Origin of the sequence: Maribellus sediminis (assembly GCF_011799805.1) — a bacterium.
Classification (GTDB): Bacteria; Bacteroidota; Bacteroidia; order Bacteroidales; family Prolixibacteraceae; genus Draconibacterium; species Draconibacterium sediminis_A.
The window spans coordinates 473,850-499,211 of record NZ_WXUB01000002.1; the positions used below are offsets into that span (position 1 = coordinate 473,850).

Consider the following 25,362-nt stretch of genomic DNA (forward strand, 5'->3'; position numbering starts at 1 on the left):
GAAACTCCTTTCAAATTTTTACGCAACTTCAGTAGTAAGCTGTTCCAACAAATCTTTTGAACCCACATGCATCGAATTCAACTGCAATACATCTTTCAGGTTATCTATCGCATCTCCATACGATCCCAATCCAACGTGAGCAAGAGCAATCAGGTATTTTGCATCAATGGTATTTCGTTTCTGGATATCATCTTCGAATACCAGTAGCAGTGGTAACGATGTTGCAAAATAGTCGATCTGAGCTTTTTCGTTCAATTTGGTTTCACCAAATTTTCTTATATCAGCCAATAGATTCTGAGCCTCAACTTTTTCGCCCAGCTCGTTGATCGACAAGGCTTTGTAGTACGACAACTCAGAATAAGCACTCACAGCCATATCGATAAAGTCGCCTTCTTCATTTTTACTTTCAAGGAAATGTGCTTTGGCTTCTTCTGTTTTCCCAAGCGTTTTCAGTGCCATTCCTTTCCAGTAATTAATGTGTGCAACTGCCTGTAGCGGATGGTATTTTTCACCCAGATTATCAGGTGTATTCACCGATTTATTAAAGTACTCCAAAGCAGCTTCAGCATCTCCGTTTTGCAAGGCCTGTTGTCCTAGCTTCAAGCAAGCGTAAGTAAACTGTCGTAAAACCTGACCTTCTCCTCCTTCCCACGGGTGAAAATTTCGGTTTTCAAGCAGGTATAACGCCTTGCTGTATTCACCGTTAAAATTGTATAACGCAGCCAGTTCTACCGAAAAGTCATCGCGGGTTGTTATCTGGTCTTTAATCGGCAACAAATCTTCCAAACGTTGTTTAGGATTGTCGTTCAGCTTTTTACGCAACTGGTCGAATTCGTAACGGATACGCATATCGTTTGGAGCCAGTTCTACCGCTTTCAGGAAAGCCTTTCTCGCTTTGTCGCCATCTTCAAAGGTATTCCAATAAGCGATTCCAAGATTGCGGTAGAGTGTTCCGTAGTCACAATTGGCTTCAGCGGCTTTTTCCCACACACCTATTGCGTCTTTATGTCTCTTTAAATTGAAAAAGTAATTACCCAAACCGAAAGCTGCAATCGTATTTTCCGGATCAACTTGTAATGCCCATTCCAACACCAACTGTTCGTATAAACGTGATGGGAAAACATAGTCGTAAGACGCTGACTTTGTTTTTTCCAGAATCTCAGCCGATTTGGTGTTTTCGCCGTTCAATTCGTAGATCCAGGCCAAAACAAACTCAGTCATTACTGTTTTTGCCATTGGATTTGGAACAGCACAATCCGGAACTTCATTTTTATGATGTAACTCAATCACATCAATAGCTTCCTGGTAAAAACCGGCTTCGGCATAATCAAAAGCGATATCAATTATGGTTTGTGCATCGTTTCTTGATGATTCGATAAACTCATCGTAGTTACCCGACAAGCTTGTCTTTTCAAATTTAGCCCATTGGTCAAGCGCATCAGTTTTGAACAATTCTGTCAGTACAGTTTCTGCTGTTGCGGTTTCACCCTGATTTTTCAGAACTACAGCTTTTAAAATGTATGCTTTATTATTCTGGCGGTTTGTATCTAAGGATGCTTCAAGATGCTCCAAAGCGGTTTCATAATCCGACTTCAAACAATCGAGCGTAGCAAGCTGATAATAGGCAGCCGAACGCCACTCGAAGTTCCAGGTCGATTTGTAGAACAATCCGTAAGCTTCATCTTTTCGGCCCTGTAAAGAACAAGCCAAACCACCGAAGTAATGCGCCTCGCCAGATGCCGGGTTTGGATGATAAGTGGTCATAATATCAATCGCCGTTCTGAAGTTCTTTTCCGCTTCATCGAACTTGCCGTTTTTAAGCTCAACCCGGCCTAAAGCCATGTATGATTTGTAACTTTTCGGATCTTTTTTGATGGCTTCTTTCCAATAGGATTCCGGGTAACGTGTAGGATGACGATACAACTCCAGGTGTTCGCCAATTAGTTCCAACTCGTTGGCACTTTCAATTTCGGTGGGTTGTTTTGGCTCGAATGCCACCTTGCGGTTTCGTTCTTTGCTAAATTCGCGATGATGATATGCGATTAATTCTTTTCCCGTTTCATTAAGCACAATTAACGAAACTGAATTCTCCTGTCCTGCCTCAATTTGCATTGAAGTATCTTTCCAGGGCTTTTCAGGAGATATCGATTGTTTTTCAAAAACTTTCTTCTCGTTTCCAATAATTAGAATGAATTGAAGGTTTTCGAATTTACGGCTGCCCGCAACACCCAAGTCCAATCTGTTTCCTTGCTGAATCTCAAGACGGATAGCCAAGTCTTTATTGGCATTTTGCACCGGCCCCAGGTTTTTATAGCTCCACCAAAATTGAGAAAAGGTTTTTGTCTCATATGGAAGCAGGTAAGTAAAATCTGGCTGATTATCGGTATAAACACCTGCCATCAACTCGAAATAGGGTCCGCCTTCGTCGGTCAGTTCACGGTCCCATGCGCGACCAAAATCTTCACTTCCCCAGGTCCATTGTTTTTTACCCGGAGCAATATGTCGATTAGCTACGTGAATAAATCCGCCATCGGCTTTAAAATCGTAGCCTCCAAAAAAATCGAATTTTGTATCGCATACCATGTAACTGGTAGGCACCGGAATATTATCGTAGTTACGCAGATCGTTTTTACCCGGTCTTTCGTGGTAAGGAATTCCGTAATAATCGTTTTCAGCAATGGGGAAGCTACTCTGTGCCCTAACTGCATGATCGGCCACATAGTGTACATCGGGCGGGAAAAAGCTTTGGTAATCCTTATGCACCTCAACGGCTACGTTTGCCCACCACAAAAAGGTTTGTGTTAACGGCGTGCGGTTAAAGAGGCGACCGCGTAGTTCAATTAATGCACTTTCGGGACGTAGACGAATTCCGTGCATGCCTTTGAGGCGGTACATCGGATCGTATTCCGACATCCATATTGTTCTCGCTCCATCGGCTTCTTCTTCAATATATACATCGGTTGGCAAATAAGTTCCCGGGCGGTGGTGCTGTGGCCAGTTAAACTCTACCCCTCCGCTAATCCACGGACCGGCTAAACCAACAAGCGCCGGTTTTATCACCTTCTGCTGGTAAAAAAAGTTGTAATTTTTATTGGTTTTATCTTGTGCTTCAAATATTCGTCCACCGATTTCGGGCAACATTACCAGTTTCACAAAGTCGTTTTCAAGAGTTGCTGCCTGGTAATTCTTATCCACTTTATGATCGTAAACCTTATCGATAAACGGAACCGGGTAAACTTTTCCCGATGATCCCTGGTAAACTCTTTTTTCAAAGAATACGGGATTAATTTCTGATTTTCCCAATTCGTAGGTTGGGATTACCAGGTTTTGTTTAAAAGCTTTTACTTGCTTCATCTTCTATTCTTTTTCTCTATTAATGAAATCTCAATTCTCATTAGTTCAAAATTTCCTCTTCAATTTCTTCCAGCGATTTACCTTTTGTTTCCGGCAATCGTTTGAATATAAACAGCAGGCCGGCAGCACAAATAAGTCCGTATAACCAGAATGTACCTGAGGCACCAAATGCTGAATTTAGCAACGGGAATGTGTAGGTCAACAGGAAACTTGCAATCCACAATGCTGCCGTTGCAAACGACATGGCAGCACCACGAATCCGGTTCGGGAATATTTCCGAAAGAACGACCCAGGTAACCGGTGCCAACGACATGGCATAACAGGCAATTCCCAAAACCACCAGGAGCAACAAAGGCCAGCCTGTAACATGGAAATAATATCCGGCCCCCATTAAAGCATAAATTCCGGCCAGCCCGGCTGCACCAATTATCATCAACATTCTGCGGCCTAATTTGTCAACCGTATAAATAGCCACGAACGTGAATACCAGATTTACACTTCCGGTAACCACAATGTTGAATAACGTGTCGGAAACTCCATAACCGGCAGCTGCAAATACTTCCTGCGCATAATTGAAAATAACGTTGATACCGCACCACTGCTGAAAAGCAGCGATAACAATACCTATTAACAATATCTTGCGCATGCCCGGGGAATTCAGGAATTTTAAATTCACCCTTCCTGCATCGTGTACCAGGTTTTCGTGAATGCTTTTGTATTCTTTTTGGGCGTATTCTTCACCACCAATTTTTGCGAGAATACTCAGCACTTTATTTTCATTGCCATTTTTAGCCAACCATCTTGGGCTTTCAGGCACAATAAACATTAATAGAAAAAACGCTCCTGCCGGTAAAGTCTCGGCCCAAAACATCCAGCGCCAAGCCATTTGTCCGTTCCACGACGCCAGAATCTCAGCGGCGGTTGCGCCTTCAGGAACAGGTTGAGCAATTTGCCAGTTGGCAATCTGAGCTCCAAGAATCCCTATTACAATGGTCAGCTGGTTCAATGAAACAAACTTCCCACGCATTGCTGCAGGCGAAACTTCGGCAATGTACATTGGCGATAAATTGGACGCCAGACCAATGCCAACACCTCCTAAAATACGATAAATAATAAATGGTGTAAAATTGTTAGCTGCTCCCGTTCCTATTGCGGAGAGCGTAAACAGAAAAGCTGAGAATATGAGTAGTTTTTTTCGTCCCAATCTATCGCTAAAAGCGCCTGACGTTAAAGCACCAATCAAACATCCGAGCAGTGCGCTACTCATTGCCCATCCCTGCAAAAAAGGACTTTGGCTGATATGAAAAAACTGCTCGTAAAACGGTTTGGCACCGCCAATTACTACCCAATCATATCCAAACAAAAGACCTCCCATGGCCGACACCATTGAGATTGTAAATATGTACTTTGTGTTTAATTTTTGCATTGTTAAATTTAAATCGTTGATTTTTTATTTTTCAATCACTAAAGTTTAAACTGAACGTTTGGGAATCCAATACACCAGGCAACTTCCATAATTTTTAGCCATCAGTTTTATTCTTTTGTAGTTCACTATTGGTATAATAAATCCATTACAAAAGTACAGCAGCAGCCATATTATAGAAATGGACAATAATGTTTACTTTTGTACAATCCTGTGATCTGAAATATTTCACACAGAAACAATCTTGCTATTAAACAAACACACAAAACACTAATTATCAAACCATTTAACCCAAACATCAGGATAACGTCACTTGAATTATCGCAGTTGATTTTCAAGAAATACTGAAAATACTATTCTTTACATGATGTAAAACGATTCTACTATCGATGAACTAAATATGGACCGCTTATAAGACAAAGGACAAATAAAGTTAACCCACTAATTTTCTCTTGAATTAAATGATATTGGCAACTTATCTCGGATTTTTGGGATTCAATTCTCCTTTGAAAATTGTTGCCCCCGGAATAAAAATGAACAGCTTTCCCCGGCGGTCACTCTCACCAATAAAAACTGATCCATCATTACCAATAGTCATTGCATCGAATTGGTAAGCCCTTTTTTCATAGTAAGGGCTACGATCGACTGAAATATAGCTCCAGTTTTTGAAGCCTTCCAATCCACTAGTGTTGTAAGAGAATAGTTTACAGGGCTGCCCCAACTCTCCGCAAACCATGTATAAGTTATTATCCTTTCCAAGTGACATGGCACGCACCCTTCTTGATATGCGTGGCTTTCCTAAATCGATCAGCTTATTTAATTTCAAATCAATCTTAAATATAAATCCATCGCTGGTAGAACCATAAATTAAGCTATCTCCTGCATTGATTAGTTGCTCCACAACCGGGTAGCCGATATAGTTCCACGACTCCCAATATTCTCCCGGAATTCGCATATGGGTTTTCTCAAACTGCTCTGTTTTCGGATTAAACAGGACGATCAAACCATCGTTACCGGCGGTCAATATTTTTCCATCACTTAAACACAAAAGAGCTCTGGGAACACTGCGCCAGCTTCGTTCCGGACCTGAATAAACCAAAGTATCGAGCATTGTACCGTAATCCGTTGTCTTTTGGCTTTTCAAATCAAACTTAAAAAAATGAGCTTCAGGGTAAGTGATACCATAGAGCAGGCTCTCCGCTTTATCAATAGTTAGGGCATAGATCGAATTTTGCGGCAACACAAGTCCCAGGTCTTCAACAATCGCATCATCGTCATTCAGGAACACCTTTTCATCATTACTGGTACTATATTTTAAGATTCGCCCACCACTAAAACCTGAATGATAGTTCAAAATATCTTTCCACAATTGTGTTTCTATTTGTCTGTGACCACCTGGTATATCACGTGTCAAAGGTATCTCATCCAATAAATTCAGACCGGTTCCGATATACATATTTCCATCATCATCAGCAACCATGGTATGATAAACTCCCGTTGTTTCCGGTATCTTCCCCAATGGCCGTACTTTGTTGATATAAGGGTCGAATAAAAAAAGATAAGACTGTTTACCACTGGTAGCGCCAAATACATAATTGTTTTCGCCTGCCAACAGCGCTGAGATCCGGCTATTGTCGGCCTCAATTTCGTTAACTCCGGGATAACCTAAATCTCTGTAATCAAGGTATTGATTGCTGTAATTCGGGCTTACCCATTTCTGGGCAACACCATTAAGTGACAATAAACTAAGGAGGATATAAATAATGCTTTTCATTGTTTTTCTTTTTGTCGGTTATTCTGTTGGAACAGGCAAACTAAAAAGTGCCATGGAATAATTCCATTTCATGTCAATCTGACCGGCCACATATTTTGGATCTTTTTCTTCAACAGCACCGGCGAAGTACAACTTATTATCAATTGGGCTGTATACAGCGGCACCAAGTCCAAATATTTTTCTCCCGTCTTCTGTTTCCATCGTCCCGAGTTCGCGTCTCATCCCAGATGTAATATCATATTCTATCAGCACCGATAGCGGGATAAGGCTCTCATTGTTTACTTTATAAGTAAATTCCCGTTCATTAACAACATCCCAAGATTCGGCGGAATAATCGAATCCCACCGAGGTTACCGGCGCATAAAACACTTTATTCTCAGGCGCAAGGGTAAATGCCAGGGTAGCAATAGGTATTTTTTTGGGATCTTCATCCAGATAACGATCGGCACACATTAAAGAAAGTGGAGTAATATTTCCTTCTTCCCCGTCGAAAGGATCGAAGCGGAATAGCCGACTGTCGGAATTGGTTATTCCGTAAAAAACACGTTCATCGGGTTTCCATTCGAGAATACGCCACAAATTTTTTCTGTCAATTTGCGGATTTGACATCGTACGCGGAGGCACCCGCGGGTCGTTGGGAATACGCACATTCTGCAAATCATATGTTCTGTCTGTCTTTGGGTCGTACTTCCACACCCGATTTACAGGAAAAGCTCCGTAAACATTACCGAGGTCGTCGGCAACAATGGTCCTGCAAATATCCCAATCGTCAACCCGGCCTTTATCGATGGTAACTTGTTTATCCATATCGAACATATATAAATGACCATCTTCTCCCAATCCGTATAAACGTCTTCGCTCCTGATCAATAGCCATCCCCAGTAAACCCGAATTTTTACTGATCATCCCAATATTGGTTAATATTTTGGATTTGGGTTCGTATTTAAACCAATGAGCGCCCCGATAACTGGAAGGATCAATCGCTTCGGGGCCGTTGTCTTCACAAAAGTCACCAAAATATATATTCCCCTCATTATCTTCCACAAATACTACATGGATTTTACCACTGGTACGGATACCTTCTCCCCGTTCTCCTTTAAAAATGGTAAGATCGGCGATATGCTCCATTTTTTCACCGGCTGGGTCAAATTCATAAAAATTGGCAGCATCAGCGTGGGTACACAGTCCTATGTAGATCTTCCCCGACTTGGCCGTGTACATTCCACTCCACATACTATCGTCTTTTTTATTGCCGGAATAACGATATGCTTTTAACTTTATCTTTTGTTGCTGGGCGTATGCGTTTGGCAAAGCTACCAGACCAACCAGTACAGCAATAAATATAATTTTCCAAAATCCTAATTTTATCATGGTATCAATTTGATTGATTTAATGCGACATTCGTTATCGTAACAAATGCCCCGGGTTGAACTTTTACTATGTCTCCCTCAAAAGGCTTAACGACATTTGGCGAATATGGATCAACCACTTCTATTTCTGAAAATCGAATACCTTTCCAATCAATTTCAAGGTTGACCGGATGAACTGACCGATTTAAAACGACCAGAGTTCCCAAATTATTAGCCCCTTTAAAAGCTACAATTTTCAGGTCGTTGTTTGAATTTTCCACATCAACACGCGTCATTCCTTCCTTTATCCTTCGGGAATAAGCTCCAAATACTCTTAGTTGATTGCTTGAAGGAACCGGCATAAACCCATTTTCAGGACTGGAAACGAATAAGGAACGGGATGCGCCATAACTTGGTTGTTCAACATTCAGAATGGTCCAGCAATAAGCAATAAGAACGGCATTCGTTAATGTCAGGTTTTTATCATACAATTGCCCCATCGTTAATGCGATACGATAACTATCAGTTTGATATCGTTTATCGTTGATACAAAGCTCGGTTGAAAGGAATGGTTTGGTGTTTACTTTACTATCCCATAGTAATAACTGCGAATCAAAGCCATCGGGATTGGTGAAATAGCCCTGATAATCGTACATATTGGTCGCACCATAATCGATACAATCCCATACTTCAGGATTTTTGGTGTAGTTACCTACCCTTTGCAATGCAAGATTGACTCTGCCTGCATTGGCCATATGTATTTCCACATCATTGAACCCGGCTTTGTCCAATTCTTTTCGCAACTCCGGAACAAATTTTTTGACATTCTCTTCGGGCATTGGTACTTCGTTTTGGATGCCTACAATCCTTGGGGCTTTTCCGGTCTTCTTCACGGCTTCCTCACAATAGCCAACCATAGCGCGGGCATATTCTTTTTCACTATTGCCTATCCAACTTGGAAAATCCCAGAATTCTAACATCACAAAACCGCCCAGTTCCTGGATCTTTTCGTTGTATTCAAAGTCACTGACTTCTCCATTCGGAAAGTTATCGCCGTAATAATGTGCTTTTGCAAAACTCAGGTCATCCCAGTTATCCAGATTTTTATGCAACAACCGGCCAACCGGATATTCACGTTGACAAAGCAAATTATATTCATTAATGTATTCCCACCATTTTACTTTCCCGGCCTCACTTAGTTCATTGTAGGCAGTAGGCGTACCAATACCGCCCCAGCCAAGCATTTTCTGGAAAGTAGCTTTCGGATTGACTTTAACCTGCGCTTCTAATGTTTCCGGTTCCAGTATCCGACTTGATAGAGAACCTTCCATACCTGTAAGGTGAATTTGATTTCTGCGAATATCTTCAATGAACGTTTGTCGGATGACCTCTTTCCCATTTAATGAAACCAGCAACTCAAGTTTATGATTCATTTCAACCGTAATCGCTTTAATATTCACATCTGCAGTAATGGCTATAGTATCGGCCTTTGATTGCGGATAACCCGGAAGTTTCTCCAGTCCTTCGTTGAAACCAAAAGAATCGTAATACTGATGGTAAAAGCTCAATTTGTTTTGGGCTACTTCTATATAAAATCCCTCACGTGGTCCGGTAAAAATCCATTTTATCCCGCGGTCTCCTTCGATTGAATCCAACACAAGGGTTCTTTTGAAAACAGAAGGCAATACTTCATTAAAATAGGCACGCTCATTTGGGGAATAATGCCCCCAGCCCGACCGGTCGATTTCACCAACACCAAGAGACAGATCGGTGGCACTCATTCCTGAAGGTTCTTCCCAATTGGGTAAGTTTACTTTCTCATTGATTTTAACCTTTGTGTTCCCGAAGGCAACTGATAAAAAGCAGAGACAAACAACGAGAGTTTGCCATTTTTTAATTGAGAATATATTGTCCATGATAAAGCTATGTTTTTAAAAATTTCTCTCAAAACTAATTCGTTTGGCTACCCAACTGAAAATACAAAAACTCAATTCCTTTCCCGTTTTTCGGATCAATGTTTCGGGAGTATTGCATCGTTGCATCATCATCCCAATGCTCAAATACGCCAAGGCTTTTTATAGGTTTACCATTAAGCATGTATTTAGTCCCTGAAGGTGGATTTTCTGGAGTCGCCATTTCCACTAAAAAGTCATCTGCGTTTTCGCGCACCGCAATTCGCGGAACATTGTGGTACGACGCTTCAAAGTTATTCTTGCTCTGCGCATACATAATATCCAACCCAACAGACTGAATAGCTACCGGATCGAAAGACCCCAACAGACATGCCGGCCATTCGGGATTTTCGTATGGATCCACCTTATTATTAAACGGAGGATTTGGAAAGTGCAAGGGATAACATTCCCAACGTCTTCCGCAGTAAAGACCATCCAATAGATACAAAATAGTTTTTGCTCCCAGGTTTGGAGAAGCTTCAATATCAACAAAAGGCGAATACGAATTTGGAGTTGCCAACTCGTGGGTATTTAAATATTTATGTATTTCCCATGGTTGTTTTATCGATCCAAAATGGTTTTTGCTCGACATGGTAAGCGCGGTTTGTCCATCAAGACCAACTTCCATATAATTATACGGATATGAATGCAATTTTAAAATTGCCATGTTGATCAGGTAAGTTGCATTCACAACCTGCTCAGGTATAAACCTGCATTCTTTGATATCGTCTTTTGAATAGCTAACTCCCTGCACCCACAAAACCGAATCAAGTCCGGTGTAGTCACCATATTTAGGATTAAGAGGCTGAGTTTTTTCTGGGTTTGCTACCTGCACAAAATGAACATCCGGAAATTCTTTCCAAACAGAAGAAATCATATACGCATAAATTTGCCGACGGGCATCATATACCAGAATATCTTTCTCTCGCACTCCTGCTTCATTTACCAACTGCCTGATTGTTGCAAGTATCATCTGAGGAGAAGCATCGGTCATGTTATTCGTTTTTAATCCTTTGGGACTGTTGTTCAGGTTGATCTTAATAGCTATTTTTTCACCCGGTTTATAACCTTGCTTTTTGAGTCCTCTCGAATTCTTATTGTGGTACTCAAAGATCTTGTTCCAGGCAGATTTGTCATTTTTTGTTCCTGTAATTTTTTGAACTGTTACAGACAACATTTCACCGACCTTTTCAACATCAGTATTCTTATCCAGCCACCATTGGTCTTCATCCACATTCCAGTTTCCTGCCCATTTGGTTGCTTCCGGATTGCGGGTCATTACAACTCGCCCCGGAAATATTCCTTTGGCTTCACCAACCGGTGTATTTGAAGCGCCAGGCACCCAATTGTGCGAAAAATGTGTATCGCTGGGTATATAAGTAGTATCGGGTTTGGCTGCAGCCGATTCGTAAATACCTGATGGAATAATTGTAACCCAAAACGACAATACAACGATAGCCAGTACTGAGCTACTAACAACAATCCATCTGTGTTCTGAAAATATTTTGCCTAAATGTTTAATACCGAACCAGCTGGCAAAAACAGCCATCAACCACATCACAAAAGCGCTGGCGAGCGGAAAAGCAGCCCGCTGGCAAGGATATGCAGCCCTGCTGGGCTTGGGTATTACACGTATTAAGAACCAGAGTAAGGCACCAAATCCAACTACAAAAAGTACGAGTTTGTTAAATACTGGAAGAAATTTCAATCGATTTTTTTGTTGTTTATCCTTCATTACAAATTATTTGTATTTCCCGAAACTTACTTTTTCAGAAATTCCCTTATCACTTAAAACCTGGATGGTTGTTGCAGGCCCAAGGTCAGCAGGTTCATTCCAGGAGCTCAGCTTCCACACCAACTGTTTTTCACGGGTTATTTCGATGGCCTGAACAGGAGGATTTGCCCGATCTACCGGCGGGCCATTAAAAGTATTTGTCCAGCTTGTAACCATTAGGTTTCCGTTCGGACGGCAAATGGCTAAAACCGGCCATTCCAGTCCTTTCTCATTCAACTCGTCAACACTCATGCTCCAAAGCACCTGGCCTTTTTTATTCACTTCTTTTATCCCCAATTTTCCGCCACAAAGCATCATATTACCGTTTTTCATGGGTTCAACTCCCCATACTCCAGGGGCATCAAACGAAAAAAGGACCTTGCCGTTTACATCATATTCACACACTTTTCCCAAATCCATGTGTGCAAGCAGATAAGTGCCCTGTTTGGTTAACCTCGCATGACGGAAGTGCCCGTGTACATTCGACGGATTTTTAACCGGAACCTCAAAGCTATGCACTTCCTTGTTTGCCTTAATGTCCATTACAATTACTTTGGCCGGATTACCATTTTGTACAAACACCACATATTTTTCGCCAATGGGTTGCGCCGAATGTGTTTCACAATTCTCGGGGGTTTTATACTGCCAGAGTATTTCTTTTTGGGGCGACATCAATGCAATACCCTTCTGATAAGAAAAAAGGATGTTCCCAGTGGTCATCAAAACGGCATCACTAACTTCTCCCAGGTAGCCCTCATCGGTAGGTCCATTATATTGCCAGGTGATCTCTCCGTTCTTTAGGATATAAATATTTTGGAACGGTGCCTCTCCGGCATACAAAAAATCGATTGGAGGAATCTGATTCGGAACATTTTGGGCTACGGTTTCGGTTTGTGGCCAAAAACCCATATTTACGAGGCACAGTAAAAACAGTACCACATTACTATTTATTCTTTCAATTTTTTTCATTTTGAATTTATGTTATTCTGTAACCAGAGGTTCCACTTTTATATTATCAAACAAATTACGATCGTAGGTGGCCGCAATAAATGCCATTCCCTTCATACCCGATTCAGTTGTAACAGATGCCAGTTTTTTGCCATCAATAAGGCCTGTAATTTGATTGCCTTTCATTTCCAGTCGGAGATGGTGCCAGTCTGCAGGCTTGAATTTCTCAATTTGTCCTGAAGCAAGCGTAGTGTATTGCCAGTTCAGTTGCCAGCGTCCGTCGCTTGTAAGGATCCAGCGAAAACCCAACTTATTGCGATCGGCGTAACGACCGCCAATTTCAACATCGCCACCCGTGAGTAAAATATCGCTTTCAATGGCATAATCTGTCCAATTGAGATCACCAAAAAGTGAGTGTGGTTTTAATAACCAGTTGCTGTACCATAAAATACCCTGTTCAGGTACTATCTGGGTCAGGCAACGTCCACCTTTGGGAGACAGGCAGGTCTCGAACGTACCTTTCTGATCGGAGAAATAACGCGGAGTTTCGCCGTAGGAATAACTTTCAAAATCCTCAGTGTAAGGGAATGGGAATGGTTTGCTTTCCGGTAAATTTCCGTATGATCCTTTTACTTGTCCGGTGGTGCTCGTTAGCGTATAAATCGCATCTGCTTCCATTTCAATTTCAACAGAACCATTTTTCAACGTCGATGATTTTTGCTTAACAAACTGGTCCGTTTCTGTTGATTTCCAAACATAAACAGTTCCAGTTTTCAGTCCTTCTCCAATAGCTAACTTTACTTTCTGTTTTTCACCAGTTACCATTATAACCGACCAATCTCCCGTATCCGGATTACGTAAAGCCACATGGCTTCCCTGCCAGGTAGCCGGATCAAATTGTCCGCAGGCTCCATCCATATAAACCCAACCCGGCTCCGCAAACTGTGTTGTGTGAGCCAGCGCCCAAACAGCTGGCCAAACAGTATAGTGTCCATCCCATGGTGAGTCGGCCTGCAAGGCTCCGGTATTGGCCCATATAATCTGGTTATAAATGCCATCAAACGGACTCCAAATCTCGTATTTAGTGATCCGGTCTCGAGTATAAAGTTTGTTCATGAGTCGTGCAAGATAAAGGGCTCCTTTACCACCCCATTCTTCACCCGACTGGCTCCATTCCTCACTAGCCCAAAGTGGTTTGCCCGATTGTTTTGCTTTTTCTGTTGCATCGCGACCTCCTTTTTGATCGATCTCCCAGGGTTCGCGACCATCCACATAATGGTAGCCAACAGCATCAATCAAACTATCATATTCAGGATGCTTCTCAAACTCATCAAACACCTGCCAGAACTCACTGTCATCGTCCGGTGCCTGGATTTTTACTTTTGCGAAACCATGTGCATCCAATGTTGGACGCAGGTTTTTGGCAATCCAGTTCAGATCGCTTCCCATTTCGTTTTGAGCGGCTGCAATCCAGTCAATCTCCAAACCATAGTATTTTCTGGCTACTTCCAAAAAAGCGACAAACCAATCGGCCGACTCCTGCGAAAACCGATCTCCAATCCAACCGGGATAAGCCCAGGGAAGACAATCAAGTATGATCTCCGGGTTTCGCTTCCTTGCTTCGGCCATAAACCAGAATTCGTAACCCCGAGGTTTCGGATCGAGCAATTCCTCGCGTGTGATTGCATGCGAAGGTTCACTTCCACAGGTGGAATTTTCACCACTGCCAATTTCAACTTTGAGGTGCTGAAACCCAGCTCCAAATTTTGGTTTGAATAGAAAATCGAGTACTTCAGAACGTTGCTTTTCAGGATAGTCAAAAAGATTCCGGGTAGAAGCCCCGGCACTGACAGCACCGATTCCCTCAAAAACTCTTCCTGAGTCATCTGCACTTAAAGAAATCGTTTTTTGCCCTTCCACTGCCGAAACAAAGAAGAACATTACCACGAGACTGAATACATATTTTTTCATTCTAAATAATTTATTTTCAAAAGGTTTAATCTGAACTTAATTTTCAACATACTTGATGGCTTGTTCCAGATTATTTAGTTCAACTGAAACTGCGGGGTCGAATTTTTCTGAGCTCATGTAAGACAGCAAACTCTGGCGAAATTGTCGGGCTGCGGGACGTTCTTCCAGGTTCTCCGAAATGTCAATCGAACAAACCAGCAGCTTCCCGTTGCCAACTTTGGCCTCAAAAAGAGAACCCAACTTCCGCGGTTTGTTCCAGTCGTCAATCGGTTCAATCATTGGTCGTAATTCACCGGGTAGCTCTTTCATAATCATTGGCTTTGAGTTCTCCAGCAAATCGTACCATTGCCAATCGGCAAAATTTTCGGTTGGAAACTCATCGAAAACAGGATGGTCGGCCTGGCAATAAGTACCAACGGTATGCACAGGGGCGGTCATAAACATCACTTTCGTCCAAAAAATTGGTGCAAAAGCTCCATTTGTGTTGCAACTAATTGAGCTGGCTGGAAGAGCCAGAAGAACAGAACCTCCTCTTTTTAACGCTTCTTTGGCTGCATTGTCAAGCTTATTTGTTACCAGAACATTGGTTGGTTCAGGCTTGTTTTGTGACGGATAAATCCACAAAGGCCAATGATTTTTAAAGCGTGTACCGGGTAAAACGAGCTCAAGTTTGACCTGTGACGCATTTTCAACGGGAGCCAATGGTAATTGGATTAAACCTACCTCCGTTACTGTACCTGTTGGAAGATCATGCGTAAACTGGCCGTCTCCAATTACCTTTCCGGTGGCATCCGTTAACTGCCAATTAACTTTTTGTGACTTCAGATCAGCAGGGCCATAATTTGCGACAACAACCGTTGATTGAAAAGTTTGATCGGAATTCCAAACGTAAGATTTAAACCTTGCCAGAGGTACCGTTTCATCACAAAAAGAACGGTATTCTTCAGGAGTACAATATCCTTTTGAATCCCAAAATGGATCCAAAATGCCCACCGGCGCAAAGCCCTGCCCCGGGAAATCGCGCAGATCAAGTAACTGAACACCTGAATGATCGGGTGCCTTTAATGCAGTTTCTACAGTAGCTTTGTAAAGTAGCGTTTGTAACTTTCCACTGGCCATATAGTAATCGTCATAGCGTTCCCAAACGCCTGCTTCTTTCATCAAATCACGGTAAATTTTCAGGTAATACGGATGAAGGCTTCCCTTGTACTTATTAAGAGTTCCCATATTCGGCCAGGATGACCACTGGCCATCTTCGTGCGTTATTTCAGGTCGATTTTGCTGCGAGAAAAAATCGTTACGGTCATAATCCGTATTGTTTGAGCAAACTCCATATGTTTTTCGATATAGAAATTTTTGGCCTTTGATGTTGAAGTCGCAATACTCACTAAAGTTATCGCGGGTATTATCCAGATACAAACGACGGGGATCTATACGCTGGAATCTTTGGATCGTAGAATCCATATACTCCATGCCACCGTTACTATTTTCATTGCCAATTGAAAATAGTGCAAAACAAGGATGGTTGCCATAGTATTTAAATGTGCGGTCTGCCTCGTCAATAATCCACTGATCGATTGGTTGGCCTTCCCCAAAACGAATCCACATAACAAATTCGGGTTGAAGGTAAACTCCGGCTTCGTCGGCGGCTTCATAGGCCGCTTTGGGTGGTGTCCAGGAGTGGTAGCGAACGTGATTCAATCCATGTTCTTTGACGATTTTAAATATTCTATCCCATGATTCTTTGTCAGTTGGGGGGTAACCTGTGTTTGGAAAAATACAGCAATCGAGTGTGCCTCGTAAAAAGATTTTGCGCCCGTTTACCAATAAATGATTACCCTTTGCTTCTATGGTACGAATACCAAAGGTTGTGGATTGATTGTCTGTAAAATTCTCCGTTTTAAGTTTCGCATTAATGGTGAAGATTGCCGGATCGAATTCATTCCATAGAGGTGCATTCTCCCCTAATGAATATTTCGCTTCAACAACCTTTATTGTCCCGGCAGCTATGGTTTCTGTTATCGACTGGTCGGGAGCCTTGTATTTTTCACCGAATGTTGTTGCTGCTGAATAGTCTATTTTCACTTTTGCAGGTTTATCAGTCTTGTTCCGAACGGTAAACTGAACCAGGGCAACCTTATCTATATAGTCGCGTGCATCAACGCGAATATGGTCAATGCCAACCGGGGGTGCTGCAGTAAGATTTATTTTCCCAACAATTCCGTGCCAGTTGCTTTGGGTTTGATCCGAAATGGCATGGCCATCGGGACCAATATTCACATCTTTAATGCGGTTGTCCACGCATAAAGAAATCTTATGTTTTCCGGGTGTTAAATATTTCGAGAGGTCATATTCATGCTGAACACCCATTCCATTTTCCATTCCAACATATTGGTCATCAATCCAAAGTTTCGATTCCCAATGTACCCGTTCCAGGTTCAGCACAATCTTTTGATCTTTCCAGTTTTCGGGAATGGTTACATCGCGCTGGTACCATCCGGCCCCCTGATAAACGCGATCGGGTGTCCACCAAAAAGGATGACGGAATTCACCATCCTTTTCCATGTAGGGTTTAAAATGTGGTATCTTTTCAATTTTTTCAGCATATCCCTTGCCAACTGTCCATTTGGATTCCATCGAAGGAATTTCTCCAAACCCCTGCTCTAGGCAACTGCCGGGTAAATGAAGCGTATCTTCGAGATGTTTGGAAAACCATTTCTCTGTAATACCGGCATCTGCAGAGTCTAGGGCAAACCGCCACTCTCCTGCCATATCAATTTCTGAAGATTTTTCCCGAGTTGAGCACGAGAACAGAGCCAATGCCAACAAGGCTAATAAAATTATATTTTTCATTTTTTTGATATTGTATAGTTTTTTAGCAAAAAATGAAACTGAGCCTAACCTCTCAGGCTCAATCACTTAGCTATTTTAAGAGACTTTTGATTTCATCGATACTCAAAGAAACTTGCGGATTAAAACCATCTCCGGACATATGGCTTTTCAGACTATACAGAAGCTGGCGTGCTTCCGGTCTGGTCTCCAAATCTGATTGCAGGTCGATACCAGAAAAAAGCAACTTTCCCTTTCCAACTTTAGCTTCAAAAAGCAAGGCAAGGTTTCTGTTGGTTACCCAATCATCAATTACCCGGACAATTGGTGTTACTGTAGATGAAAAACCTTCAATATTAACTGCATTTGAATGGCTCATAGCGTCCCACCATTGCCAGTTTGAATAATACTCTGTTGGAAATTCGGCCAATGCAGGGTGTTCAGGATCGCACAAAATTCCAAGTGTATGAGGTTTCTGTTCGCCAGTCCATGCCGTGTTCCAAAAAATACTGGAAAATCCTATTCCAACTTCTCCCCCTTTACCTTCTTTAATGCTCCCTTTTTCAATGGTCAGTAAAACATTCTTCCCCTCCTGCAAAGCCGTAATTGCCTTTTTATCCAGTTTTCGTACGATCAATATATCATCATATGTTTTTGGTAGTTCTGATGGATAAACCCAAAGGTCCCAACCGTTTTTGAAATCAGCGACTTCAACTTCCAACCGGAATTTCGATGCTTTTTCAACCACAATATTTTCACTGATTGAGCCCAATGGAATACCGTTTCCCCAATTCAAATCAACAGGCATGAGCGTTCCTTCTTTTACGACCTTACCGTCATTGTTAAAAATCTTCCACGAAGTTGTTACTCCCGAAAGCTCTTTGGGTCCAAAATGTGCTATTTCCAATTCTACGTCAATAGCCTCATCACTGGTAAAAATCCGCTTTTTGAAACGAGCCAGCGGAACGGTTTCATTACAAAACCGGCTGTATTCTTCGGGAGTAATATATCCCTTTTCTTCCCAAAACGGATCAAGTACTCCAACCAAAGCTGTTCCCTGCCCCGGGAAGTCATGAAGATCAAGCAACTGGAAGCCGCCAAAACCTTTCGTTCGAAGGGCAGCTTCAATATCTGCCTTATAACAGAGTGCCTGTAATTTTCCTGAAGCCAGCAAAAAACTATCGGCCAACTGAAGCATACCATGAGCCTCAAGACTTTCCCTGAATATTTCAAAATTCTTGGGTTTCAATACACCATCGTATTTAGGTATCTCCTTGAAATTAGGATAAACACACCATTGTCCGATTTCATGGCTCACCATCGGAACATCAAGATCCTGAATGGCTTCATCAAAGTCGTAATCACTGCGGGGAGGCTGACTGTTTATTATGCTTTTCAGTCCTTCTCCCCAACCCTGAATTCTCACACCCTTTCCTTTGTGCGTATGTTCATTTTGATATTCATTTTCAGGAAGTGCAGGCCAACCTGCACCAGCAGTATATACACGCCTTTTGTCTTTTTCTTTCCAGTAAGAAACAAATTTTGCCAAATATTCTTGGTGTTTTGGGCCACCCGGTTCATTTCCATAAGCCATCATCAGGAATGACGGATGGTTTCCATAGGCGTCAACTATGCGTTTGCTTTCGTCCCAAACATATTGATCGATGGGTAGGCCACTGCCTATCCGGGTGCTACCGTTTGCCCATGACGAACACTCTACTTGAAAATAAATCCCCATGCTGTCGGCTACCTGAAAAGCTGCTTCGGGTGGACACCATGAATGGAAACGCACATGATTTAAACCATGCGCTTTTACTGCTTTAAAAACCTTTTCCCATCCTTTATGATCAGTTGGAGGGTAACCTGTTTTGGGGAATATTGCACACTCCAGCGTTCCGCGTAAAAATATCGGACGGCCGTTTACAATAAATTTTTTGTCTTTGACATAAACTTTCCGAAGGCCAAAATCAACATAATCAATGTCCTGTTCCTTCTCTGACTTCAAAGCTAAGGAAAGCTGATATACGTTTGGATTAAATTCATCCCACAACAATGCATCTGGTCCTAATTGATAAGCCATTTTAACAGTGTTCTCTCCCGGTTCAAGGCTAAACTCCCAACTCGTTTTTTTTGTTTTTCCTCCTGTATTTCTCAGTATTGCTTCAGCACTAATTTTGACATCTCTTTTTTCATCAAGGAAATTATCGACAACTGCAATAATCTCAATTTCTTTATTTTCCGGGTCAGGAAAAACTTTAATGTTTTTAAATGAAATCCTATCGGTAGCCTGCAATTTCATATCGCCAACAATTCCATTCCAATTTGACTGGGTATGGTCTGATACACTGTGCGAATCTCTGCCTGGATCTACTTTATCCAACCGATTATCAATTCGAACTGCAATTGTATTCGTACCAGTTTTCAGGTAAGATGAAATATCAAAAACATGAGGAACCGCAAGACTGTTATGGGTCTCCACTTCATTTCCATTAATCCAGACTGTAGACTCCCAATGCGGACGTTCCAATACGAGTTGTACGGTTTTACCTAACCACTCCTGAGGCAAATCAACTTTCTTCAAATACCATGCGGCGCCAGTATATTTTTTAAGGGGTTGAAGCCAATAAGGAAACCTTATGATACTGGTATCGACGTATGGTTTATAGTTTGGATTATTATACCATTCTCTGTCTCGAATTCCTCCCGTCCACTTTGTATCAACACTTATATCGTAACCTTTACCGTTTTCAACCATGGAACCCGGCAAAGAAACAAGCTCGTTTAAATTTTCGTTATACCATTTTTCAGCTATTCCTTTATCTTGCGGATCCATTTGAAACCGCCATTGGCCGGAAAGATCAATTGTTGACTGATCTTGTTGTGTACAACCTGAAATAGTAATAATTAACAGGATAAAAAGGAATGGTAATAATTTAGGTTTCATTGAATTAGTTCTAAAAGTTAAATATTTTGCAGCTCTAATAAATATCTATCTATGCCAGATGATAAGTCCATTCTGATAGAAAACATAGAAATTCGAAATTATTTATTGGATTTAATTTACATTTTGAGTTTAGAAAAGAGTTATGAAAATCTCTTTCATGATTAAAAAGAAAGGGACCATGAAAGTATGATCCATGATCCCCAATTAATCTAACCAAACTAAAATCTATGAAAATCTAATAATCTACGGTTCTAATTAGGTTGGTATATTAACAAAGTATCCTAATCTGGAAAAAGTACACCCTATTAATATACTGTATTGTTCTCTGTTACCAGGGATCATTCTGTGTCATTGCTGGATTGTTATCCAGTTCTGCTTCTGGAATTGGATAATACAAATGTTTTGAAGAAAAATTCTCCCAGCCAAGCGCCTTACCAGCCTTAATTACTTCTTCCGTTATCCCCCAACGTCTCAGATCATACCAGCGAAGTCCTTCGCGGTTGAACTCCACATTACGCTGGTGCATAATTTCTTCCATCATCTGCTGCTGTGACCATCCCATCATTTCGGATGTTTTATCAGCCAATTTCGCTCTGTCCCTAATCCTGGTAACAAATGGAACTGCCTGTGACACTTTATTTGTCATGGTTAAAGCTTCAGCATACATAAGCAAAACATCGGCATAACGCATAGCATATTCATCAACGGACGAACGCCAATTGCCTTCGTTTTCCAACCAGTAGCGCTGATATTTTTTAATCCAAATATCATCTTCGTTCCATTCATCAAGGAAATTTCTCTGATAAAAAACACAGCCAGGATAATTCCATGCCAACGAAGCCGTTGCCCTAGGATCAAAATCTCCATCAGCCGCTTTTTCCATGGTTAATGCATCCAACAATGTTTTTGTAGGCATAAGTTCCCACCAGCCAACATTAGCAGGTCCATTTTCCTGGCCAATAACAGTGTGTAATCCAAGTTCAGGTAAACCAAACTGTATGGCAAATACCGATTCAATGCTGTTTTCATGGCTTCCATCAAACAAATCTTGATAGTTATCCAATAAACCATAACCGTATTTGCTTTCGTTGTTTACAAGTTCAGATAATTCAGTGATCACTTTGTCAAATTCACCCCGGTACAAATAAGCTCTTCCAAGAAAAGCAATTACTGTTCCCTTAGTTGCCCTTCCTTTTTTATCATTAGAGTAAGAAATGGGCAAATCTGCCTTTGCAGCATTCCAATCTAAAAATACTTGTTGCCAAACTTCCTCCATACTTGATTTGGCAACAAAATAATCATCTGAACTTTCAGCTATATCCGTAATAAGTGGAATAGCTCCAAAATCGCTTACCAAATAAGAATAAAACAAACCTCTTAAAAACTTGGCTTCTGCAATAAGCTCTTTTTTTGCGGTTGCATCAATATCTTCCATTAATTCTCCATAGTGTATGGCCTGATTACAATAGAAAATACTTCTGTAGGCGCCTCTGTACAAAGCTGTACTGGCACCATTGGCTGGTTCATTTAAAAAACGACAAATCCGGTATCTGGCAGCAACATCAGTTCGCATTATAAAATTCTCTGTTCTTCCCGCTCTTGTATGTATACCTGCCTGATCCCAGTATGTATTATTCCATGCTCCACCAAGGTTAGCATATATAGCAGCAACCCCTGACTCCAGGTCTGCCTCGGTTTTCCAAAAAGACGATTGAGTAAGTAAGTTAGGGTTTTCGAGTTCTAAAAAGTCTTCGGTGCATGCTCCTAAGAAAATTGTTAAAACAATTAATATAAAAATTTTATTTTTCATCTTGTTAAATTTTAGAAGTTAAACTGAAGTCCAATATGATACGATCTGTTTAGCGGATACACAGAGTAATCAATTCCTCTTGCTCCAAGACCACTACCAGCTCTTCCACCACCTGCAATATCAGGATTATATCCCGAATAGTTTGTAATGGTTAAAAGGTTTTGAGCACCAACATATACCCTTAAATTAGCATTGGGCGAAAGTTTATTCACAAATGAGTTTTGTGTAAAAGTATATCCCAATTGAACATCTTTTAACCTCAGGTAAGAACCATCTTCCAAAAAACGATCACTATAAGATTCCCCATTTCCATTTGGATCTACCAAATCCAGGCGCGGAAAATCAGAATCTGGATTAAATGTATACGAATCCAAAGTGGCTTTAGAATAATTGATATTGATTCGAACTGCATCCTGATAGGCCCTGATACCGTTAAATATTTTGTTTCCCTGAGTTCCCTGCAAGAAGGCAGAAAAATCAAAGTTCCGCCAATCTAAGGCAAGTCTTAAACCATAATCAATATCTGGGAAAGGTGACCCACTATACACTCTGTCTTCAGTGTCGATTTTACCATCGTCGTTTGCATCAATGAAACGAATATCACCTGGTACGGCATTGGGTTGTATCAACTCTCCATCTTTACTGTGAGCCTGAACATCTGCTGTACTTCTAAACAGTCCGTCAGTCTGAATTAAGAAGAAAGAATACATTGGATATCCTTGCTTTGTGTACGTAACGGCAGCATCGTGATGAACTGCAGATCCTCCTGCTAATTGCTGAGAACCAGTTGCCAGACTTTCAACATTATTTTTAATGTGCGAAAGTGTTGCTCCTATAGAATATTTTACTTCACTGCCAATTGTTCCACTATGATTTAGAGCTAATTCAAATCCTTTATTTGAAATTTCACCTGCATTCCCATAAGGATACGAATTTACACCTGTTGATAATGGTATAGGTACCTGGAGTAACAAATCGGAAGTAATCTTGTTAAAATAGTCAAAAGTAAGGTTAGTTTTCCCACTGTTAAAACCTACATCCAATCCTATATTACTTGTAGCAGTAGTCTCCCATTTAATATCAACGGCAGGATAATTCAATTGCGTATTACCAATCCATAAACTTTCCGGATCGCCCACAACATAATTACGTCCTGAACTTATTAATCCGAGATATTGATAATCACCAATGTTCTGGTTACCTAAAACCCCGTAGCTTGCTCTGATCTTGAGTTCCGTTATTGGCGTATTAAGGTCTTGAAAAAAAGATTCGTTCCCTACATTCCACGCTGCGGCCACAGATGGGAAGTTGGCCCATTGATTTTGCGGACTAAACCGTGAAGAACCATCTCTCCTGAAAGTAGCAGTCACACTATATCTGTCTTGAAACGCATATACTGCTCTTCCAAAATAGGATATCAGATTATTTTGATATTCACTCCCACTTGATCCCGGATTAAGGCTTCCGGCAGATAAAACCTTAATACCTTCCGGCAACTCTTCGATAGATCCACCAACTGTTCTGCTTTTCCAACTTTGCGATGATTGGCCAAGTATTGCGTTAATTGAATGATTCCCAAACGATCTGTTGTATGACAAAATATTCTCGATTTGCCAAAACTTGTTCATTTGATTTGATTCACTTAAATCATTGATCGGATTTGAATTGGCTACTTCCTGATCGTATACAGGCTTATAGTTATATGTGTAATGTAAGTGTGCTGATGCACCAACCCGAGTTTCAAAATTAAGATGTTCTGTAAATTCAAAACGTGCAAAAGTATTTAAATTTGCCCTGTAATTTTCAGTCTCACTTTCTACCAGGTGCAAGCCGGCCAATGGGTTACCAATATTCATAACGTCACCGGATGGACCATTATACCCACCAACATTTTCAGGGGCATAAATATTGAAGGCAGGAATAAACAATAATGCTTCGAAAAGCGCATCTCCTCTTCCACCTCCGGTTGAACCTGCCTGATCATAAAAATCTTTTACCAGAATCAGACTTTCACCAAAAGTAAACTTTCCCTTTTTCAATTCGGATTTCATTCTAAGATTCATTTTTTGATAACCAGTTGACTGTGCAATACCTTCTTGATCCAGATAGCCGAATGAAGTATTAAATTTTAAATCATTTTTACCTCCACTCATACTTACCTGATAATTTTGTACAGGAGCATTTCTGTATATCTCATCCTGCCAGTCCACTCCTTTTCCCGGCACCTCGGGATTTAGTGCAATTGCCGCAGGTTGTTGACCGGCAGCAGCGCGGGCTGCATTATTTACCTTAATCCATTCATCGGTGGTCAGCACATCCATTTTTTTACTTAGACTCTGAACTCCATAATCTGCAGTAACTGATATTTTGGTAGCACCGACTGAACCACTTTTTGTTTCGATTAATATAACGCCGTTTGCAGCTCGTGTACCGTATATTGCCGCTGCAGAAGCATCTTTTAATACCTGAATAGATTGAATTTCAGATGGATTAACATTATTTAAATTCCCAGGGAAATTATCAATCAGAACTAATGGATCATTGTTGGTCAAAGACCCGGCACCTCTGATTTGTATCTTCATTGAAGCACCAGGTGCGCCTCCCATGTTTTCCACAGTCACTCCGGCGAGTTTACCCTGAATGGCATTGGCCACATTAGTATTCAATTCCTGATCAAGCGATTCTGTTTTAATGACCCCAACAGCACCAGTGAGATCCGACTTTTTCACGGTACCATAACCAATGGCAACCACTTCTTCTAGCCCAATGGCATCGGTAACCATTACTACATCAATCGTTGTTTGGTTTCCTACAACTATTTCCTGAGTAACCATCCCAACATAAGAAACCACTAGAGTAGCGTTTGCCGGAACATTTGCAATAGCGTACTTACCACTATAATCTGAAACGACACCAGTTGAAGTACCTTTAACCAATACCGTTACTCCGGGAAGTGGTTCTCCTGATTCATCCGTAATCGTTCCGCTAATTCTCACATCTTGCTGCGAAACAATCACATCATTTTCCTTGACTGGTGATGATGCATTTGTAAATTTTGCACCTGCCAGAAAAAGAAGTAACATAAAAACCCAAATAGGTTTAAAACTAGCATTATAAATGCAGTTCCTCAATTCATTTGTCATAAGCATAGGATTTAAATTAATTCATAACTAAAACGGTTTAGCACAATTCAAAAATAGTGTATGCAATACGTAAAAAGAATGGACAATAATG

At 41.2% G+C, this 25,362-nt stretch carries 12 protein-coding genes; all 12 read right to left on the minus strand.

Annotated features, from left to right (window positions below; all coding sequences use genetic code 11):
• Positions 1–18: 18 nt before the first annotated feature.
• The 12 genes from HFD85_RS08470 to HFD85_RS08525 all read right to left on the minus strand — a co-directional run bounded on the left by HFD85_RS08470 (position 19) and on the right by HFD85_RS08525 (position 25,271).
• Positions 19–3,354 (minus strand): DUF5107 domain-containing protein, encoded by a 3,336-nt coding sequence (locus HFD85_RS08470; RefSeq protein WP_167607678.1) that lies wholly within the window; start codon positions 3,352–3,354, stop codon positions 19–21.
• A gap of 40 nt (positions 3,355–3,394) precedes the next feature.
• Positions 3,395–4,780, minus strand: coding sequence for a sugar porter family MFS transporter (locus tag HFD85_RS08475; RefSeq protein ID WP_167607681.1), 1,386 nt, complete (start codon positions 4,778–4,780; stop codon positions 3,395–3,397).
• Positions 4,781–5,252: 472 nt separating this feature from the next.
• On the minus strand, positions 5,253–6,551 hold the full coding sequence (locus HFD85_RS08480; RefSeq protein ID WP_167607684.1) for an NHL repeat-containing protein: 1,299 nt from the start codon (positions 6,549–6,551) through the stop codon (positions 5,253–5,255).
• An 18-nt stretch (positions 6,552–6,569) separates the two neighbouring features.
• On the minus strand, positions 6,570–7,922 hold the full coding sequence (locus HFD85_RS08485; RefSeq protein WP_167607687.1) for a ligand-binding sensor domain-containing protein: 1,353 nt from the start codon (positions 7,920–7,922) through the stop codon (positions 6,570–6,572).
• 4 nt (positions 7,923–7,926) lie between these two features.
• Positions 7,927–9,816: a glycoside hydrolase family 30 beta sandwich domain-containing protein gene (locus HFD85_RS08490; protein ID WP_167607690.1), complete on the minus strand. Its 1,890-nt coding sequence runs from the start codon at positions 9,814–9,816 to the stop codon at positions 7,927–7,929.
• A 34-nt stretch (positions 9,817–9,850) separates the two neighbouring features.
• A complete protein-coding gene (locus HFD85_RS08495; RefSeq protein ID WP_167607693.1) occupies positions 9,851–11,587 on the minus strand; it encodes a DUF362 domain-containing protein in 1,737 nt (578 codons plus the stop codon).
• 6 nt (positions 11,588–11,593) lie between these two features.
• A complete protein-coding gene (locus HFD85_RS08500) occupies positions 11,594–12,595 on the minus strand; it encodes a beta-propeller domain-containing protein (RefSeq protein ID WP_167607696.1) in 1,002 nt (333 codons plus the stop codon).
• Between the two features lie 12 nt (positions 12,596–12,607).
• A complete protein-coding gene (locus HFD85_RS08505) occupies positions 12,608–14,545 on the minus strand; it encodes a glycoside hydrolase family 30 protein (protein ID WP_167607698.1) in 1,938 nt (645 codons plus the stop codon).
• Positions 14,546–14,581: 36 nt separating this feature from the next.
• Positions 14,582–17,398, minus strand: a complete 2,817-nt coding sequence (locus tag HFD85_RS08510; RefSeq protein ID WP_167607701.1) for a glycoside hydrolase family 2 protein — start codon at positions 17,396–17,398, stop codon at positions 14,582–14,584.
• Between the two features lie 70 nt (positions 17,399–17,468).
• A complete protein-coding gene (locus HFD85_RS08515; RefSeq protein WP_167607704.1) occupies positions 17,469–20,318 on the minus strand; it encodes a sugar-binding domain-containing protein in 2,850 nt (949 codons plus the stop codon).
• A 328-nt stretch (positions 20,319–20,646) separates the two neighbouring features.
• On the minus strand, positions 20,647–22,128 hold the full coding sequence (locus tag HFD85_RS08520) for a RagB/SusD family nutrient uptake outer membrane protein (RefSeq protein WP_167607707.1): 1,482 nt from the start codon (positions 22,126–22,128) through the stop codon (positions 20,647–20,649).
• 11 nt (positions 22,129–22,139) lie between these two features.
• Positions 22,140–25,271 carry a SusC/RagA family TonB-linked outer membrane protein gene (locus tag HFD85_RS08525; RefSeq protein WP_167607711.1) on the minus strand — a complete coding sequence of 1,044 codons (3,132 nt, stop codon included), beginning with the start codon at positions 25,269–25,271 and terminating at the stop codon, positions 22,140–22,142.
• Positions 25,272–25,362: the final 91 nt, after the last annotated feature.